Raw genomic sequence first — 16,942 nt, forward strand, 5'->3', positions numbered from 1 at the left:
TACACATTTATGCTCTAAAAATCTCGTCATTATTACGGTCTAAAATCGATAGCTTTAGTTGCTCTAATAGTGGTTTCCCTTTACGCTTTGAGCAACTAGTTGTTTTTGGGCACACTTTATCTATGACCAACATTTTTATCATCGTTGTTCTTCTGGTTGTTTTCTTCTTTATTATTCAAAAGTACGTCATTAAAAATGATGATACTCGAGACTATCCATATCGCTCAAAAGGGCCTTTATTAAGAGGTCAAGAAGGCGCGTTTTATAATGCTTTAAGAGCAGCAGTGGGTGAACATGCGGTGGTGTTTGCCAAAGTCAATATGTCGAGTTTAGTGGCCCCGAAAAGCACTAAAGACAAAAAGCAGTTTTTTGTTGCGAATAATCGCATCTCCAGAAGCTACTTTGATTATGTCATTTGTGATCCCAGAACGTTAGAGCCGCGCGTGATTCTTGAACTAGATAATGGACAAGAGTTAAGTAAAGGCAAGGTCGAGCGTCAGAAGCTACTGATTCATGTGTGCAAAACCGCTAATTTGCCCTTAATGGGGGTATCGATAAAACACAGCTACCAAGTAGGGCGCTTGCGACGCTTGCTTGCCGCGCACATTGACTTGATTGAGCCAGATAAAGAAGTTCGATTTTGTAAGAAATGTGGCAGCCCGATGACAATCAAGACGGCCACTCAAGGCGAGTTTAAAGGGCGACGTTTCTTCACGTGCAGTCGCCAACCTAATTGTACGTACACTGAAAACTATAATGTGGTGTTTGAGCCCGACGATGAATAATAGGGGGCATCACCATACAAAAAAGGCTTTGATTCCCAAAATCAAAGCCTTTTTTACATTCATGAGAATGCGATTGTAGCTTACGATGGCCAGTATCCGGTCCTATACTTTGATAAAGTAAACAGAGTAGGCAAGCATCATGCGATATGAATGGATTCTTTCAGCGTTGTTAATTGCGTTCAATGCCAGCGCGATACCTAACCTAAAGCCGTTGGAGTGTGAGTTAACAGAAACACCGCAAGATCACTTCTTATTTTACCGCGAGCAAATGGTTTACCACAGCGAACAGTTTGTTATCTTTCAAAACTTTAAAGGACGAGTCAGCACTCAGGTCGATGTAAAAACAGGAGAGCTCATTCGCACTACTTATATCGGCAAGCCGTTTGAGCCAAAATACCAGATTTTATTTGGTTCTTGTCCTAACGTATCGCAAACCTTACAAATATGGATGTTGAGTGAAGTGCCTTATGATAATTAAGTAAAGGGAAAGGGAAATTTGGCAATCACTCAAAGTGAACGGCTCTTTTAGAAGAAATGGGTGGGGGTCACTAAAGTTAAGCAACATGTTGAAGTTATGGGGATTATTTAACAAAAGTGGTGAGGGAAACTATTAGCTAGGGCATTTAGTGAGCTTGAACACAGATATAACATGTTTTTTGACATGAACACAAAATCATTGATCTAACTCCAAAATTTCGTTTCGAAACAATGTGCATAATCTTTTCTTGAAGTACTTATCTACGGTATGGTTCGTCTTTTTTGAACATATAGAAACAGTTAAAAGGCGTATCTCTGCGGCTGGGGGATAAGACTCCTAACGCCAATGTTTTATGGCCAACCATCTCAGGAAGAGAAGTAGTATTATGCGCCCTTATCTCAAATACATTATTCCAACGTTCATTCCATTGCTTATCTGGTTAATGCCCTTATCTGCCTTCCCATTTGACGGCATGACGATCGTCCAACAGCGAGTTATTGCAATATTCTTGTTGGCTGCTTTATGTTGGGTGTTTGAGCCCATTCCGATTTACGCCACTTCGGTGGTTATCATTGTGCTCGAGCTGTTACTCGTCTCAAACAAAAGTATCGTGCTATTCCGTTTACAAGAAGGACAGGCCCATTTTGGACAGCTTTTGCAATATAACGAGATCATGGCTACGTTCGCCAGTCCAATTATTATGCTGTTTCTTGGCGGGTTCTTTTTGGCCATGGCGGCAACCAAGTATCGATTAGATGTCAACTTAGCGCGAGTGCTGCTTAAGCCGTTTGGGCAACAACCTAAATTTGTCATGTTAGGGTTAATGTTGATAACGGCTATCTTCTCAATGTTTATGTCTAATACTGCGACAACCGCAATGATGCTCTCTATTCTTACCCCCGTGATTGCGGTATTTGGCCCTAAAGATCCCGGCAAGATTGCTTTTGCGTTATGCATTCCCGTTGCTGCAAATATTGGTGGCATAGGTACGCCTATTGGCACACCACCAAACGCCATCGCGTTAAAGTACTTGGTTGGTGATAACTTGATTACCTTTGGAGAGTGGATGGTATTTGGCGTGCCATTCGTGATTGTGATGATGGCGCTGGCTTGGTTCCTTATTGGCTTCTTATACAAAGCAGAGCAAACGACCATCGACCTAAACATTAAGAGCAAGTTTTTGAAAACGCCAAAAGCGATGATCGTGTACGTCACATTCGCCGGTACGATAGCTCTTTGGTTGATGGGTTCTGTGCATGGCATGAACTCATACACAGTGGCGTTGATACCTGTCGCTGTCTTTTCTTTGACAGGCATCATCAATAAAGAGGACTTAAAGAAAATTTCTTGGGACGTGCTTTGGTTGGTGTCTGGCGGTATTGCACTGGGTTTGGCTCTTGATAAAACAGGGTTAGCAAAGCTGGTGGTCCATAGCATTCCGTTTGATGAATTTTCTCCATATGTGGTTTTGTTTGGCGCGGCTTTATTGTGTTTAGTGATGGCGAACTTCATGTCACATACGGCCACGGCGAACTTATTAATGCCGATTATGGCAGCGCTTGGTACTTCGATGGCTTCGTTGACACCTTTAGGGGGGGAGGTCACGCTGATCTTAGTGGTCACGTTTGCAGCATCACTCGGTATGTCGTTACCCATCAGTACTCCACCAAATGCTTTGGCTCATGCCACCGGCCATATAGAAAGTAGCCAAATGGCTCGTATTGGTGTGGTGTTAGGTGTTGTTGGGGTATTACTTAGTTTTGTCATGGTTTGGGTTCTGCACACCGTAGGGCGCATTGGATAAATCATGTACGAAACGAAGTTAGATGCGTTAGTGCAACGCTATTTTAATCACCTTGAACGTCAGTTGACGGTTTCGGCTGGGTCGGTATTGATTGAGCAAGCGGGTTACAACGAGCGTTTGTATTACGTATTGTCGGGCGAGTTGGCCGGTTATTATGCCGATGATGAACAAAAGCCGATTCAAGTGTTCTCTGCGTCTCAAGGTGCGTTTATCGGTGTGCATAGTTTCTTTTCAGGAACATGGACTGCATCATCGACGGTCATTGCGCAAACAGATGTCGAGCTAGCATGGATAGAGCGTGATACGCCCGCGATAGAAGAAGATAAATATGGCCCTTTGACCACGCAGTTTATGACGGTGATGGTGAATGAGCTATCGCGTCGTCAGCGCCGAGCAATGCAGGAGGCGCTGGCTAAAGAAGAAGCATTACAAAAGCTACATACCGCTGAACAAATGACGACATTAGGTCAGCTCGCTGCTGGTATTGCGCATGAGCTTAATAATGCAATTGGTGTGGTGAGCAGTAAATCCCAGCGCTTGGAGTCAGTGATTATGGAATTGCTGGAAGAGGTCCACCCAGAAGCCAGCCAGTTCTTTGATTTCGGATTAATGCAAGGGCAGAAGGTGTCCTCGAGTGAAGCGAGAAAGCGAGGCCGTCACTTCGAGAAATATTATGGTTTACCTAAAGACTTAGCACGAGATCTCGCGCGTGCAGTTCCAAATAATAGCCTTTCTGAACATTGGCTAAAAAGGCCAGAGGAAGCGATTCGGTTTTGGCAGATGGGCCGAGATCTTCACGATCTGCGTATCGCATCAAAACATACAGTCGGCATTGTTCGTTCAGTAAAGCAGCTTGGCAGAACCGATATCGATCTAGATGAAGCTTTTAACATTAACGATTCCATCAATCGGGCGCTTGCTTTGTTGCAAAGTGATTTGAGGCGAGTGAGTGTTCGTTTTAGTCCAGCGGAGCTACCGACATTTGTTGGGTCTCAAACCGAATTGGTGCAAGTTTGGGTCAATATCTTGAAGAATGCATGCGATGCACTGGGAGAGAGTGATGAGCCTGGTATTGAAATTCATACCAGAGAGAGTAAAGGCAAGGTTTTGGTTACTATTGCCAATAACGGTCCCGAAATCGATGAAGCCACACGCAGAAAAATCTTCCGACCCAACTTCACCACGAAAAAAGGCGGATTGTCGTTTGGGTTAGGGCTGGGGTTATCGATTGTTAAACGCATCATAGCCGGATATAACGGTTCAATTGTGGTAAAGAGCGATAGCGACAAAACTATTTTTAGAATCAAGTTACCAGTAGAGGATGAACATGGAGAAGCTTAATTTAATTTGCGTTGATGACCAACGAGAGGTGTTAAGCGCGGTTCTACAAGATTTAGAGCCGTTAAGTCAGTGGTTAAATATTGAAGACTGTGAGTCTGCCGATGAAGTGCTTGAGTTGATGGATGAGTTAGATGCGGAAGGAGAAATGATAGCGTTGATCATTTCTGACCATGTGATGCCGGGTAAGACAGGGGTTGAGTTACTGACGGAGGTGTCAAAAGACAGCCGTTTTGTCCACACCCGAAAAGTGCTTCTTACTGGACAAGCCACTCATAGTGATACCATCAATGCAATTAACTCGGCGGGGATTGACCGCTACTTTGAAAAACCGTGGCAAGCTAGCCAATTAGTTGAATGCGTTAGAAACTTGGTGACACTATTCATTTTCGATATGGGATTGGATTACACGCAATACCATGAACACTTAGATCAAAGCGTGGTGTTTGAACGTCTACGTTAGCCAAGGTTTGTCAGGTTGTTTTCGCCACAGCCACTTAGTTCTGAAGCCTACTTTTTAGAGAGGGCAGACAATTGAACGTGGCTGTGCGGAATATTAAGAGAAGTTAACTCAGTGAATAGCGACTAGCGCTCGCTACAGACAATGGCTTGGAGAACCAAAAACCTTGTAAATAGTCGACCCCCATATTAGCGAAAAAGTCATACATTTTTGCGTCTTCTATGCCCTCAATAACCACCTCAATATTGTTCTCCTGACACATTGTAATAAGAAACTTCAAATACTCTTGAGAAGAGCGATTGGTCAGTGTTTTCCATGCCATCGACTTATCAATCTTTATTTGTGTCATTGGGAGATCGAAAAAGCTGTTTAATGAACTATAACCTGAGCCGAAATCATCGAGTGAAAGCGCAAACCCTAGCTCTCTAAGTGTGCTCAAAGGTGCAATAGCCGTTTGGTTATTATCTAAAATGAAGGTTTCTGTTAGTTCTAATACAATGGATTCTGGTGCTACGCCAGCTTTGTCTGCCATTGCTTTAATTTGTGCCGGAAATTCACTATTCATGAGCTGAAGGACAGAGACGTTAACGTTAACACGAACCTGGTTCTGGTACCGTTCACGGTAGTTTTTGATGAACTGACAAGCCTTTTCGAACACTTGGTAGCCCAGTTCGACGATCAAACCTTTGTTCTCTGCGACAGGAATAAACTCGTCTGGGTAAATTTCGCCAAACTCTTTACTACGCCAACGAATTAAAGACTCAAAACTGACCACTTCAGCATTTTTTGCATCAACGATAGGTTGAAACTTAACGCTTAAGGTCTGGTTTTCTAGAGCGCTTTTCAGGCCCTGTTCGATGAAGAAGTATCGATCAACCGCATATCGCGTTTTTTCACTATAAATAGCAACGCGATCTTTATTTTGCTCACGGGCGTACTGGCAGGTTCTTGCTGCTTTACGTAAGATCTCGTCAGCTGAGTGTGTTCGGTCGATACAAGGGTATAGCCCGATGCTTAGATTACTACCGAGGTACTGGCCTTCTTCAATCACGGCTTCATGGTAGGTTTGCTTAATGTTCTCGGCATAGCGCTGAAGGGTTTTTGTTGAGCATTCATCGTGAATTAAGATGGCGAAATCATCATCGTGTACTCGGTAAACGGAGCTATTCGGAGAGGGCAAATGACTCAGTGTTTGCAATAACTTTTCAACCAGACCATCAACTAACTCGCTCCCATATTGATTGAGGTACGATTTTATTTCTTCAATTTGAATGTAGCAAATAGATGCGCAAGAGTCGGCAGCTCGTACACCATCTTCAATGTCGAGTAGGAGACGAGCACGGTTTGCCATTCCAGACGCATTGTCATGAAACGCGACTTGGTGGATGTAGCTTTCCATCAGTTTTCGTTCAGAAATATCCCGATGGCTGCCCACCATATAGTGGCCATGTTCTGTTTCTTTTGTCATTGCCACGCCTTCTATCCAGACATATTGTCCATTGGGTTTACGAAGGCGATAGGTGGTGGTGGCCCTAGTGTTATCCGTTTTGATATGAGCATCCACTCTTTTTGACAGTCTTTCTCGATCTAATGGATGCACTAAATCTAGCCAGTGTTCGAGTTTGATCCGACCTGCACTGATACCAAACTGCTCATAAAAGCTTTTATTGTAAAAGGCCATGGTACCAAATTCATCCATGTAGAAGAGACCTTCGTTGAATACATCAAAAATATGAATGAATCGTTCTTCAACGATTTTTAGGAACTCTCGGTCATTCTCTGAGGCATGCTGGTCAAAACGGGTGGTCAAGACATTTCCTCCTCGTACCATTTGGCACCATAGATGAGTGTGGGGTCGGATAACATACAGTTGATCCGTCATTCCGCAGCCAATTTCAGAATTAAAATAATGTGATCCAGTGATCGTTTACAACTGTTAGTGCGACAGACATCTTGACCGCGATCCCCAGTTTTGATCTATTACTGTTATTTAACGGTCACTTATTATGTCTGCTGCTCAACCTGTCATTAAACGCCTAGACCACTTAGGGTTAATCGCTGCTTTCTGTCATGAAGTCGGTTTACCAGGCATTATTGATCGCATCATTCCCAAATACTCGGATCACAACGTCTCACACGGCGATGCAGTCTTAGCAATGATTCTTAATGGTCTTGGCTTTCACAGTAGAACGCTGCATATGTTCTCTGACTTCTTCGAGACGAAGCCTGTTGCCAAGTTGCTCGCTAAAGACATTGAAGCGCACCATTTAACTGACGATGTACTCGGACGTACGTTAGATGCTTTATATGAAGCAGATGTGTCCGCACTTTATCAAGCGATTGCAGAGCATGTCGTTGATAAGCTTGGGCTTAAAGCAGACTCTGTCCACCTTGATATCACGAGTTTTCATGTCGACGGTGAATACATCCAAGACGAAGATCTTAATGCCATCAAACTGGTAAAAGGCTACAGCCGAGACCACCGTCCAGAGCTAAATCAAGTGGTCCTTGAGTTGATTTGTGAAAACCAAGCCGGCCTACCTGTTTACATGCAAGCGCTCAGTGGCAACACCAATGATGCTAAGGCATTTTCAGAGGTCACTAAACGGCATATTCATTGCCTAAAGGCAGCTCAAAACAGTCGCTACTTCATCGCCGATGCCGCTCTATACACCGAGGAAAGCATTCGTTCACTGGATGAGCAACAACAGAAGTTTATTACGCGTGTTCCAATGACCATTAAGTCAGCCAAAGAAGCCTTAATGAACCTTGAGCCAGAGCAGTTGAGCCGTATCGGCAATGGTTACTCGGGTTGCTGGGTTGATGCTGACTATGGCTCGGTATCTCAGAAGTGGCTATTGGTTCATAGTGAACAAGCAACCAAGCGAGAAGAAGCAACGTTCTATAAGAACTTAGACAAAAATATCACCAAAGAGCTGAAAGCACTGGGACAACTAATGAAAAAGAAGTTTGCTTGCGCAGTGGATGCCGAGCAAGCAATGAGCGACTTCGCTAGCCAGTGTTATTTGCTTGGCTTTGCACAACCAACCATTGTTAAAGAGCCAATCTATTCAGGTCGCGGTCGGCCGAAGAAAGACGCAGAGCCAACGGGATACCACTATTTGATAGATGCTACGCCTTATACCGATCTAGAAAAAGTGAAGATGGCCAAGCTTAAAGTAGGTATGTTTATTCTCGCCACCAACGATACTGACTACGCCGATCTAACAATGGCTGCGTTACTTGAGCATTACAAGTCTCAGCAAAAGGTAGAGCGCGGATTTCGCTTCTTGAAGAGCCCTGAGTTCCTAACATCATCAATTTTCCTGAAGAAACCTCAGCGAATCGAGGCATTGCTGATGATCATGACGCTTAGCCTACTCGTTTACGCAAGCTTAGAGCACAAAATCCGAGAGAGTCTCACTAAGACCGAGGAATTCTTTCCTAGCATGGTAAAGAACAAGACGACAACCAAACCGACGGCACGTTGGGTATTCTTAAAATTCGAAGGTATCGACACACTCGAATTTGGCGGTCAAAGCTTCATCACGGGTGTTCAGGAGCATCAGACTCGGCTGCTTAAGCTTCTTGGCGTACTGTATGAAGCGGTTTATTCCTAAATTGGCTGCGGAATCTCGGGTTGATGTGTAGGATCACATTACTATCACAAAAAGATGTATTCAAATCGGGTGACTATCATTTTATGGGTTATTGAGTTAATAGCATTTTAAGATTAGGCGGCTAATCATCGACATTTATAAAAATTAGTCAATAGTTAATATGATTTTATAAACACCGATTATTAATGCACTCCTCAGGTATAAATTATTTTGAAGAATTATATATTTATTAGAGTGTAATCCATACTAATATAAAGGATTTAATATGTAAATCGACGTATTAATTGACAGAATTCCCATTATTTGTAACCAATTTATAATGCTTATCAGGTTAAGAGCTGGGAGCTTTTATAATGTTCTCGTCACTATTTAGGTGTAGCAAATGTCACGTTATGGATTACGACCCTAAAATTTAATCAAGACCGCTGAAGGTATTAAAAAACTTGACACAAGTGGTGTGAAATATGTTGGGGTGGAGCAAACGTTATCCGAACAAAGGAGGCTTCAAACCTGTCGCGGACAAAAATCACTCAACCAAACCCCTCTCAACCTTTGAAACCAGAAGTAAAATGTTTTTTACCCCGTAAATATAAACGTTATATCGATGTCACTATGATCGACTTGAAAAGTAGCGCGCCTTTCCCTTAGAGATCAATACAATCTACTGATTATATGAATCCATCAGGGGCAAATATTCCCCCTCTGAACTAAAAGATAGCGGCGAGCTCGTAACACTCCGTTATGTTATTCCTAATACCGAATAGACGTCAGAGCAAAGTTTTTTGCTTGCTATTTGACTCACTTTATCGCTTAAAAAGCGAGTGTTTTGCTTGATAACCAGACTGGTTGACGCGTTGTTCGTTTCTACCTTATTGATAACATGAGATTCTAAAAATAATTACGTGCGCCAAAAGCAGCTAGAATAATAGCTCTAGATGAAAAAGGATTTCGTATGTTTAAGCACGCTTTATATCGGACTTACACTAATGGATTAAAATTAGCGGCGCATGTATTACCAATGCCGAGACCAACACTCTTTTCTGGACCTGGCTCGACGAATGAGTTATTGGAATCGATGACTGAGTTGGGGTTTGAGCGAATATTATTAGTCACAGATAAAGGGTTAATGGAAATAGGAATGTCAGATTCAGTCGTGGAGATGGCGGCTAAATTTGGTTTGAAGCTAGAGGTTTTCTCGCAAGTAGAGTCAGACCCTACTTACGATCAAGTGGAGAGCGGACTTAAGGCGTATCAACATTTTCAGTGTGAAGGGATATTGGCATTAGGGGGCGGCTCTGCAATAGACTGTGCAAAGGTAATTGCTGCAAAAGTGACCAATAAACGTTCTGTCAAGAAACTTGCAGGGTTATTCAAAGTGTGGCGAACGCCAGCACCGCTATTTGCAATTCCAACGACATCAGGAACTGGCTCTGAAGTAACCATTGCTGCCGTAGTCTCAGACCCTGATACTCATCTTAAAACCCCGTTAATGGATCCGAAACTGGTTCCTTTAATGGCGGCTTTAGATGCAAATCTATTGGTTGGTTTACCTGCCAAAATGACTGCGGATACAGGAGTCGATGCGTTGACTCATGCGATCGAAGCGTATGTTTCCCGTAATGCTACTCAAGAAACAAAAGCTTACTCAATTGCCGCAATCAAGTTGATTTTTAAATACCTTCCTATGGTTGTTGAACGGGGAAGCGATATACGAGCTCGGCACAAAATGGCAATGGCTTCTTATTACGCTGGTTTAGCGTTTACCAAGGCGAGTTTAGGTTACGTTCATGCTTTTTCTCATACACTAGGCGCTAAATATGGTTTACCTCACGGTATGGCGAACGGCTTGGCATTACTGCCCGTGTTACGCTTTTCATTATCAGAAATTGAACCTCAACTAAAAACACTTGATGCAATGACAGGAGATAAAGAAGCGGGAGATGAGAGCGCCCAGCGCTTCTTAAACAAGATAGAGTCTTTGTTTTTTGCTATCGAGATTGAACAGGCCACTAGTGTTATCAAGCATGAAGATGTTGCATCTCTTGTTCGCTTGATACTGAAAGAAGCGCATTGGAATTATCCTGTTCCTAAGTTTATGAACCGTCAAGAATGCACTCGGTTATTATCAGACATAAGCGATCTGTAATTATTTATTTACAATTGTGGTTTTTTATCCTTACACATTGCTTGATCTTCTGCTTAATATCTTACAGTATCGGTATCATTACGAAGATGGTATTGGTTTCGGTACGCCCTTGCCCGATCTAATGCTGATAATTTCTATAATATGTAAAGATAACTATACAATGAGTCGTTCTAAAGTATTTGGTAGCACCTTAATTATTGCGGGAACTACAATTGGAGCTGGTATGCTGGCTCTCCCTATTGCCTCTGCGGGCATTGGTTTTTCTACCTCTCTCATCATTATGTTGAGTTTATGGGCTTTGATGGCATTTACTGCCTTGCTCATGCTCGAACTGCATCAGCATGCTGAAAGCAGTGCCACGCTGCATACATTAGCTAAGCAGATCCTTGGACAAAAAGGTAAGTGGGTGGCGAGTTTCGCCATGTTGTTTTTGTTTTACTCATTGTGTGCCGCGTATATTGCTGGTGGCGGTGCTCAGTTTGGTGATCGACTCACGCAATGGTTTGATCTTGATATTTCAGCTTCGACCTCGACCATCATCTTTACATTGATTGTGACTTTGGTTGTTACCGTTGGTACGAGTACAGTAGATAAAGTGAACCGTGTGCTGTTTGCGATGAAGCTCGTGGTGATGGTCGTGGTATTGTCTTTCTTAGCTCCGAATGTAACCGAGTCTTACTTATTGAGCATGCCGATAGAGCAAGGTCTGATAGTTGCTGCTATTCCTGTTATTTTTACTTCGTTCGGCTTTCACGGAAGTATTCCTGCCATCGTAAACTACTTAGATGGAGATATGTCTTCTTTGCGCAAAGCGATCATTATCGGTTCTACAATTCCATTAGTGATTTACATTTTCTGGCAGATCGTCACTTTGGGTGTCGTAAGTCAAAATGTCTTAATCGAAAATGGCGGCTTGAGCGCGCTAATTGGTCAATTATCTCAGACGGTTCATCAATCCAATTTAGGTAACGTTGTTGGTGTTTTCGCAGATTTAGCGTTACTGACTTCTTTCTTAGGGGTAAGTCTTGGTCTCTTTGAGTTTTTAGGCGATACGATCAAAGGCAATCACGATAAACCCAATCGTTTAGCCGCCGCTTTAATTACATTCACACCACCACTTGGATTTGCTCTTTTTTATCCGCAAGGGTTTATTATGGCGCTTGGCTATGCAGCCATTGCTTTAGCGATTCTGGCGATTTTTTTACCTTTGGCCATGGTGATCAAGGTGCGTCGTTCCGGTGAATTTAATGGCGAGTATCGTGTGCCTGGCGGGCAGGGGGCGTTGGTAATGACAGGTATTGCAGGTACAGGCATTGTATTGGCTCAGGTATTGATCACGCTTGGTGTTCTCCCTACACTTGGCTAGAGCTGTTTTCAAAAAATATGGTCTTTTATCAAGCCAATGAGTTTTGCTCATTGGCTTTTTTAATCTGGATCAAACTACTGTAAGGTTTCCAAGGAAAAATTGGTGAAAATCTACCATTGTTTCGTACACTTAAATTGTAATATATCAATAATTTAAGTAGATAAAACCGCTCAAAACTTATTAAAATTTCTGACATTCATGAGCGCTTTCTTCTTGTCTCTCTGCTTTAGTGTGGAGGTGAAGTATGGCATACAGCCGTTTTTATCTGTTTGCTAAGCCGATCAATGAACAACTGCAAACGCTGAAAGATAGAATGCCGGTATACCTACCGTGCATTGACCGAGGGTCGTTTGCAAAATACCACTTTGCTCAAGATGTGATCAAATTCTTTGCAGAAAGTGAGTTCGACACTGGGTGTTTAGCTCATCACGTGTCGTCTTTCCGTAAACTGCCTCACCTCAACATTGCATCGAAAAATGCGTTACCTCGTATCGTTGATGATCTTCGCAATATGAACTATTGCTCTCGGGTTCAAACCTTATTGAAACAGGGGTATCAGTCTTCAGTGGCGATTTCTTGTTATGACCAAAAAGCATTTACTGGCTTTGTTTTCTTGAACTCTGTTCAGCCTAATGCGTTTAAGCATCCAGAGCACTATACAGGCCGAGAATAATGTTAAGAAATAGAATAAAGGAGCTGAAATATTGACGGAAAGGAATGCATAAACAATACTGTTTTTATATACAGTTAAAGTTTGGAGGTGAAGTATGTTGTGGGAAACCCTTGAAAGAGTAAACCGCTTACGCCAACAAGCTCTTGCTAACCCTGATTTTGTTCAAGCAGCCAAAGAGCATGAACAAGCACTTCAGGAGCAAGAATGCCATTCTCAAACCAAGAAAAAGCGTTCAACTAAAGACAAGCAGGGTAAAAAACCGCTGGCGGATATTTATAAAGAAGTCGAGTTTGGAGCTGATGCTCGGCATTAATGACTCAGTTTTGGCTTTGCTCTTATGCTCATACGCCATAGCATAAACAAGTTATCTATCATGTGAGGGCAATGTGACGACATTGCTCTCGCCCATCTAAACCAACGATCAGTGATGGTATTAACGTATAAATAAACAGCTCTGTTGGATTGCGGGGTATTGATTTAGAAATCTGCTTTGCGAACAAAGTGAGGGTTTTTGTACTTTTTGGGCGGGCCAAACGATGACACGACGAGTTTGTTCCACAGTATTTTATCAAACTCAGCCTTTGGAATTGAAGGGTAGAGAGTTTCCTCTTCTTCTCTCGCAAAGTTCATATACTGTTTTTTCTTAATGTGGTTGTATTTTTTCGCGACTTGGTTGTGTTTTCTCACCCACTCTAATTTGTATTGGTGGAGTACTTTTTTACCTTCATCCTCACTCATTCGAGAGAGGAATAGCCGCTTATAAGACACTTTTCTATCCAGCATTGTACGCATGACGGTTTGGATATACTTACCATGGTGCGTAATGGTGATGTCATTTTCATCAATAGGGGTGACACACCAGCCTTTAGGAAAAAAGTCTGGCTTCTTAAATTGTTTATTACGCTCCATTAATGCCTGATGTAAAACCAAATCAGAAGTGCCTCGGAACGTCTTTTGCCATTTACCGATACGAATTTGAATCGAACCAGGTAAACGATAGATGTTAGTAAACTTATCTTTGTCCATGGACTTGGGTCATGAGATTAATATGTATTATGAGAAAGTAGCCTTGAGTATCAGACTGAAGTAAATGGAGATTTTACAACGACCTTGCGTGATATAGCGAGGAGTTATGTCAATAATCGGTAAGAAATGAAAAATTAGTTTAGATTGTGAAGGAATGGAGATTCAATGAAGACTGAACAGGTTGAAGCGCGGTAAGTACCTTCCCACTTTGGAGAATGAGTTGAAATTGAGTTCGGGAGGTGAGCCCTCCCGAATTTTAGTGATTTAGGAAGCGTCAGTGGCGGCTTGACCACTACGTTTAAATACGAATCGCCAGATAAATAGAACAACAGCAATGTAGGCTAAACCGACGCCCAAAGCCTGCCAGTGCAGGCCATTATACATAGCGATTGGCATAAGGGAGATGATGAAAATGTCAGTAATTGATCCCGGAACATAAGCAATGGCATAGTCATCCAATACTTTGCTGCGCATTTTAGGATCGACGATACGTAACAAGGCGATTCCCATTGCTACCGTACCCGTGAGCCACCCCCAAGAGAAGATGCCTTTTTCGAACCAATTATCTCCCATAATGCGAGGTGCAACCCAGAAAATGAGCCACAAGGTAAACGCAATACCACCAGTCGCAAGTACAACCATTGGCATTAAGTACTGTGCTAACACTGTGATTTTGATGGCAGAGATACCAAAAATAATCAAGTAATCCGTACTAATGCCGGCGGCGTGTTTAAATGCGCCATCACAAAGGTAACGAGACGCTTTGGTTTGTTTTGCAATAATACGAACCAACATGCCTCCCAAAAATCCAGTTACAAACGTTGGGATCTGTACTTTGTCATGGAAGGCGGAAAGATAGTTTGCCGCAACGTATGAGAATCCCGTCACGACAACCACAAGTGCGGCATGAATCGCAAATGAATCCACAGACAGCGACGACATGGTATCTTTCATTACTGACTCTTGCTCTGCTGGCTTAACCAACCCTTTGCGTTCATGTTCATCCATACTATCGAAAGTCGTAAAGCTACGAATCCATCCCATTTTCAACGCAAATTGAAGCATGAGCATGCCGACGGAAATTGAAATGAAGATTCCAACCGTGGCAAAGGTTAGACCTAAGGTAAAGCCATCTTCCCAGCCAAGCCCGGTGAAGATTTCTCCTACGACAGAAGCTGAACCGTGACCACCCATAAACCCAGCAGACATGGTAATTCCGAAGCCCGGGTTGATATCAGGCCAGAAGAATGTGGTTAGCGCTAAGCCAAACATGCCAGCAAACAGCCATTGCGACACGGATGCGATTTGGTTGAAAGCCCATAATGAACCGGCTCTTTGAGCCACTACTTTTGGTGATGGGACGTCTGTAGCTAAACCTAACGCAGAAAAAAGTGCAGCAGTTAACAGGCTTGCGTTTGCGGTAAAGGTTTCTGTCCATGGCAATACATTAAGTAGAGCAGGGCCAAAAATCAGGCCGAGTAATCCTGCCAGTACAGCAGACGGAATGTACATACGTTGCAGCAAAGGCATGTGTACGCGGATAACTTTTGCTGTGATCAACAGTAAGCCAGCGATGGCTAAGTCAGTCAGCATTAGACCTTTTGGCATTTTTTGTCCTCCAGTAAATGCATCCAAGGCGCTCATCCTTTGACCAGCCTTGATGAATAGGTAACTCCCAGCGGAAAAACCACGAAAATAGCCACCATTGCGGCATAGAGTCATGGCTGTTCTAATCAGCACTCAGGAGTACTCTAATATTGGTGCTGAAGACCATGCGATCTTCAAACATATAAAAATGAGTGCAATAGTTGTGAGTGATCACGAAGTGTTGAGAAATTTGGATGAACTTCTCAATCGCAATCATATTTGTTGATACTTCACTCAGAAAGGGCGTGTATCCTAGTCAGTTTGTTAGAGCAATGCAATTGAGGTTAATCAATATTTAGTATCCAAAAGTAGTTAGTTCGCATTAACCTTTTGATAAGTAAATATATTGATTAAGAAAAATAATTTGTCGAAATGATGATTTTGGACGATGTTGTATGTGATTAGCGGTGTTTAGAACAAAATGACTGAAGAATTGAGTGAAAGTAATAAGAAACTGGTTCAAAAAGCTGGGTTTTTTCACTTTTGATGTTGAATTCTATTCGGTTAGGATGACTTTCGTCAGCGATGTTTTAGACAACGAAAATGGATGTTCGAAGTTCAGGTTAATCTTCTATGAGCGGGCCCTGTTAAATTCGATTGTCGCCAGTACTAAACGCAATGATCTGGCTGATTTCGCTTAGGCTTCGACCACACTCTTTTTGCCATTGAATAAATGCTTTGTTAGCACTGGCGAGGGACTTTTTCGTTTCTTTACCACCTTCGATAATTTTGCAGTTACGTAAATAGGCTTCTACGTCATGAGAGAGAATAAAGGTATCGACGCCCATTTGACGTAAAGTATAAGGGCCTGTATTGCCACCCAAGCGGCTACCGTGTTTTTTCAAGTATGCCCAAAGGTCAGTGATTTGCTCTTGAGGCCAATCCGCGATCATTTTTCCAAATGAGCCGTATTCGAATGTTGCTGCGTGGATCATGTGGGCATTCGCAGGAATCGACATGACCTTAGTCAGATGACGGATAATTCGTTTGTCTGCCGCTTTGGCTTCCCACTGCTCATCAGAAAGCATCAACAATGGTTCGATTTTGAACCCGAAAAACACGGCTTCAAAGTTTGGCCATTTATTTCGCACAACACGCCACGAAATGCCACTTTGAAATACTTTCATCGAAAATGCTGCTAACCATCGGTCATCAGGAATTGCAGCTAAATCTTCTTTACTCAAAGGATGAGAGAGTAGCGATTCAAGTTGTTCTTCGCCGCCTTTACGCTCGGCAGCCCGTTGATAAATAGCGTCAAATTTTTCGATACTCATAAAAAAGAAGTTAGCCTTATTTGATGTCGATATGGGGTATACATACTACGCTTAAGTGGCTGAATCGTAAATTGATGGAGTGTCACAAATGAAGAAGGTTACATTAACGTTTGTTGGTGAAGGTTCGGGCCGTGTCGCTGAAAAATTTTATAATTGGCTTGCTGATGGCGGGTTGGAAGATGGATTGATTGAAAATCTATCAGATCGAGAAGTGTCGGTGGTTGGCATCAGTGATATGGATAACGAAACCAGAGATATTGTGATTACCACAGAGATGAACTAACTCTTTTATACTGAATGGATAAAACAAAGCCCTTCGTTAAGG

At 42.7% G+C, this 16,942-nt stretch carries 15 protein-coding genes and 1 pseudogene; 12 read left to right on the forward strand and 4 right to left on the reverse strand.

What is annotated here, in order from left to right; genetic code table 11:
* Positions 1-122: 122 nt before the first annotated feature.
* The 5 genes from ATG66_RS11850 (at position 123) to ATG66_RS11870 (ending at position 4,868) form a co-directional block, all read left to right on the forward strand.
* On the forward strand, positions 123-785 hold the full coding sequence (locus ATG66_RS11850; RefSeq protein ID WP_098415493.1) for a DUF2726 domain-containing protein: 663 nt from the start codon (positions 123-125) through the stop codon (positions 783-785).
* Positions 786-924: 139 nt separating this feature from the next.
* Positions 925-1,263: a hypothetical protein gene (locus ATG66_RS11855; RefSeq protein WP_098415494.1), complete on the forward strand. Its 339-nt coding sequence runs from the start codon at positions 925-927 to the stop codon at positions 1,261-1,263.
* A gap of 385 nt (positions 1,264-1,648) precedes the next feature.
* Positions 1,649-3,067, forward strand: coding sequence for an SLC13 family permease (locus tag ATG66_RS11860; RefSeq protein WP_098415495.1), 1,419 nt, complete (start codon positions 1,649-1,651; stop codon positions 3,065-3,067).
* Between the two features lie 3 nt (positions 3,068-3,070).
* The gene (locus tag ATG66_RS11865) at positions 3,071-4,408 is read left to right on the forward strand and encodes a sensor histidine kinase (RefSeq protein WP_098415496.1); all 1,338 of its coding nucleotides are present in this window, start codon (positions 3,071-3,073) and stop codon (positions 4,406-4,408) included.
* Positions 4,395-4,868 carry a response regulator gene (locus ATG66_RS11870; protein WP_098415497.1) on the forward strand — a complete coding sequence of 158 codons (474 nt, stop codon included), beginning with the start codon at positions 4,395-4,397 and terminating at the stop codon, positions 4,866-4,868. The genes ATG66_RS11865 and ATG66_RS11870 overlap by 14 nt, the downstream gene beginning before the upstream one ends.
* Before the next feature lie 103 nt (positions 4,869-4,971).
* Here ATG66_RS11870 and ATG66_RS11875 read toward each other — a convergent pair whose 3' ends face one another.
* Positions 4,972-6,696 carry a putative bifunctional diguanylate cyclase/phosphodiesterase gene (locus ATG66_RS11875; RefSeq protein ID WP_257145734.1) on the reverse strand — a complete coding sequence of 575 codons (1,725 nt, stop codon included), beginning with the start codon at positions 6,694-6,696 and terminating at the stop codon, positions 4,972-4,974.
* 175 nt (positions 6,697-6,871) lie between these two features.
* On the opposite strand from ATG66_RS11875, the gene ATG66_RS11880 reads away from it, so the two are divergent.
* The 6 genes and pseudogenes from ATG66_RS11880 (at position 6,872) to ATG66_RS11905 (ending at position 12,983) form a co-directional block, all read left to right on the forward strand.
* Positions 6,872-8,485: an IS1634 family transposase gene (locus ATG66_RS11880; RefSeq protein ID WP_098414114.1), complete on the forward strand. Its 1,614-nt coding sequence runs from the start codon at positions 6,872-6,874 to the stop codon at positions 8,483-8,485.
* 537 nt (positions 8,486-9,022) lie between these two features.
* Positions 9,023-9,121 (forward strand): annotated as a pseudogene (locus ATG66_RS11885) (HD-GYP domain-containing protein); the annotation flags it as partial.
* Between the two features lie 316 nt (positions 9,122-9,437).
* Positions 9,438-10,631, forward strand: coding sequence for an iron-containing alcohol dehydrogenase (locus ATG66_RS11890; RefSeq protein WP_098415498.1), 1,194 nt, complete (start codon positions 9,438-9,440; stop codon positions 10,629-10,631).
* Positions 10,632-10,647: 16 nt separating this feature from the next.
* Entirely contained in the window at positions 10,648-11,997 is a 1,350-nt protein-coding gene (locus ATG66_RS11895; RefSeq protein WP_373560837.1) for an aromatic amino acid transport family protein, read from the forward strand.
* Positions 11,998-12,241: 244 nt separating this feature from the next.
* Positions 12,242-12,670: a hypothetical protein gene (locus ATG66_RS11900; protein WP_257145735.1), complete on the forward strand. Its 429-nt coding sequence runs from the start codon at positions 12,242-12,244 to the stop codon at positions 12,668-12,670.
* Positions 12,671-12,764: 94 nt separating this feature from the next.
* Positions 12,765-12,983, forward strand: coding sequence for a hypothetical protein (locus tag ATG66_RS11905; protein ID WP_098415500.1), 219 nt, complete (start codon positions 12,765-12,767; stop codon positions 12,981-12,983).
* A 164-nt stretch (positions 12,984-13,147) separates the two neighbouring features.
* Here the strand turns inward: ATG66_RS11905 and ATG66_RS11910 are convergent, their stop codons facing one another.
* From ATG66_RS11910 to ATG66_RS11920, 3 genes are all read right to left on the reverse strand, one after another.
* Complete coding sequence (locus ATG66_RS11910; RefSeq protein ID WP_098415501.1) at positions 13,148-13,696, reverse strand: MSHA operon transcriptional regulator; 549 nt, start codon at positions 13,694-13,696, stop codon at positions 13,148-13,150.
* Positions 13,697-13,960: 264 nt separating this feature from the next.
* Positions 13,961-15,304, reverse strand: a complete 1,344-nt coding sequence (locus ATG66_RS11915) for a sodium/glutamate symporter (RefSeq protein ID WP_098415907.1) — start codon at positions 15,302-15,304, stop codon at positions 13,961-13,963.
* A gap of 626 nt (positions 15,305-15,930) precedes the next feature.
* The gene (locus ATG66_RS11920) at positions 15,931-16,617 is read right to left on the reverse strand and encodes a DNA-3-methyladenine glycosylase I (RefSeq protein WP_098415502.1); all 687 of its coding nucleotides are present in this window, start codon (positions 16,615-16,617) and stop codon (positions 15,931-15,933) included.
* 88 nt (positions 16,618-16,705) lie between these two features.
* Here ATG66_RS11920 and ATG66_RS11925 point away from each other — a divergent pair, with 88 nt between their 5' ends.
* Positions 16,706-16,900 carry a hypothetical protein gene (locus ATG66_RS11925; RefSeq protein ID WP_179885645.1) on the forward strand — a complete coding sequence of 65 codons (195 nt, stop codon included), beginning with the start codon at positions 16,706-16,708 and terminating at the stop codon, positions 16,898-16,900.
* Positions 16,901-16,942 lie beyond the last annotated feature (42 nt).

The organism is Vibrio sp. ES.051 (assembly GCF_002563795.1).
Taxonomy (GTDB): domain Bacteria; phylum Pseudomonadota; class Gammaproteobacteria; order Enterobacterales; family Vibrionaceae; genus Vibrio.

What these genes read in the sequence shown, in the direction of transcription:
- ATG66_RS11850 (WP_098415493.1), top strand. Translation starts at nt 123, where the DNA reads ATGACCAACATTTTTATCATCGTTGTTCTTCTGGTTGTTTTCTTCTTT.
- ATG66_RS11855 (WP_098415494.1), top strand. Translation starts at nt 925, where the DNA reads ATGCGATATGAATGGATTCTTTCAGCGTTGTTAATTGCGTTCAATGCC.
- ATG66_RS11860 (WP_098415495.1), top strand. Translation starts at nt 1,649, where the DNA reads ATGCGCCCTTATCTCAAATACATTATTCCAACGTTCATTCCATTGCTT.
- ATG66_RS11865 (WP_098415496.1), top strand. Translation starts at nt 3,071, where the DNA reads ATGTACGAAACGAAGTTAGATGCGTTAGTGCAACGCTATTTTAATCAC.
- ATG66_RS11870 (WP_098415497.1), top strand. Translation starts at nt 4,395, where the DNA reads ATGGAGAAGCTTAATTTAATTTGCGTTGATGACCAACGAGAGGTGTTA.
- ATG66_RS11875 (WP_257145734.1), bottom strand. Translation starts at nt 6,696, where the DNA reads ATGGTACGAGGAGGAAATGTCTTGACCACCCGTTTTGACCAGCATGCC.
- ATG66_RS11880 (WP_098414114.1), top strand. Translation starts at nt 6,872, where the DNA reads ATGTCTGCTGCTCAACCTGTCATTAAACGCCTAGACCACTTAGGGTTA.
- ATG66_RS11890 (WP_098415498.1), top strand. Translation starts at nt 9,438, where the DNA reads ATGTTTAAGCACGCTTTATATCGGACTTACACTAATGGATTAAAATTA.
- ATG66_RS11900 (WP_257145735.1), top strand. Translation starts at nt 12,242, where the DNA reads ATGGCATACAGCCGTTTTTATCTGTTTGCTAAGCCGATCAATGAACAA.
- ATG66_RS11905 (WP_098415500.1), top strand. Translation starts at nt 12,765, where the DNA reads ATGTTGTGGGAAACCCTTGAAAGAGTAAACCGCTTACGCCAACAAGCT.
- ATG66_RS11910 (WP_098415501.1), bottom strand. Translation starts at nt 13,696, where the DNA reads ATGGACAAAGATAAGTTTACTAACATCTATCGTTTACCTGGTTCGATT.
- ATG66_RS11915 (WP_098415907.1), bottom strand. Translation starts at nt 15,304, where the DNA reads ATGCCAAAAGGTCTAATGCTGACTGACTTAGCCATCGCTGGCTTACTG.
- ATG66_RS11920 (WP_098415502.1), bottom strand. Translation starts at nt 16,617, where the DNA reads ATGAGTATCGAAAAATTTGACGCTATTTATCAACGGGCTGCCGAGCGT.
- ATG66_RS11925 (WP_179885645.1), top strand. Translation starts at nt 16,706, where the DNA reads ATGAAGAAGGTTACATTAACGTTTGTTGGTGAAGGTTCGGGCCGTGTC.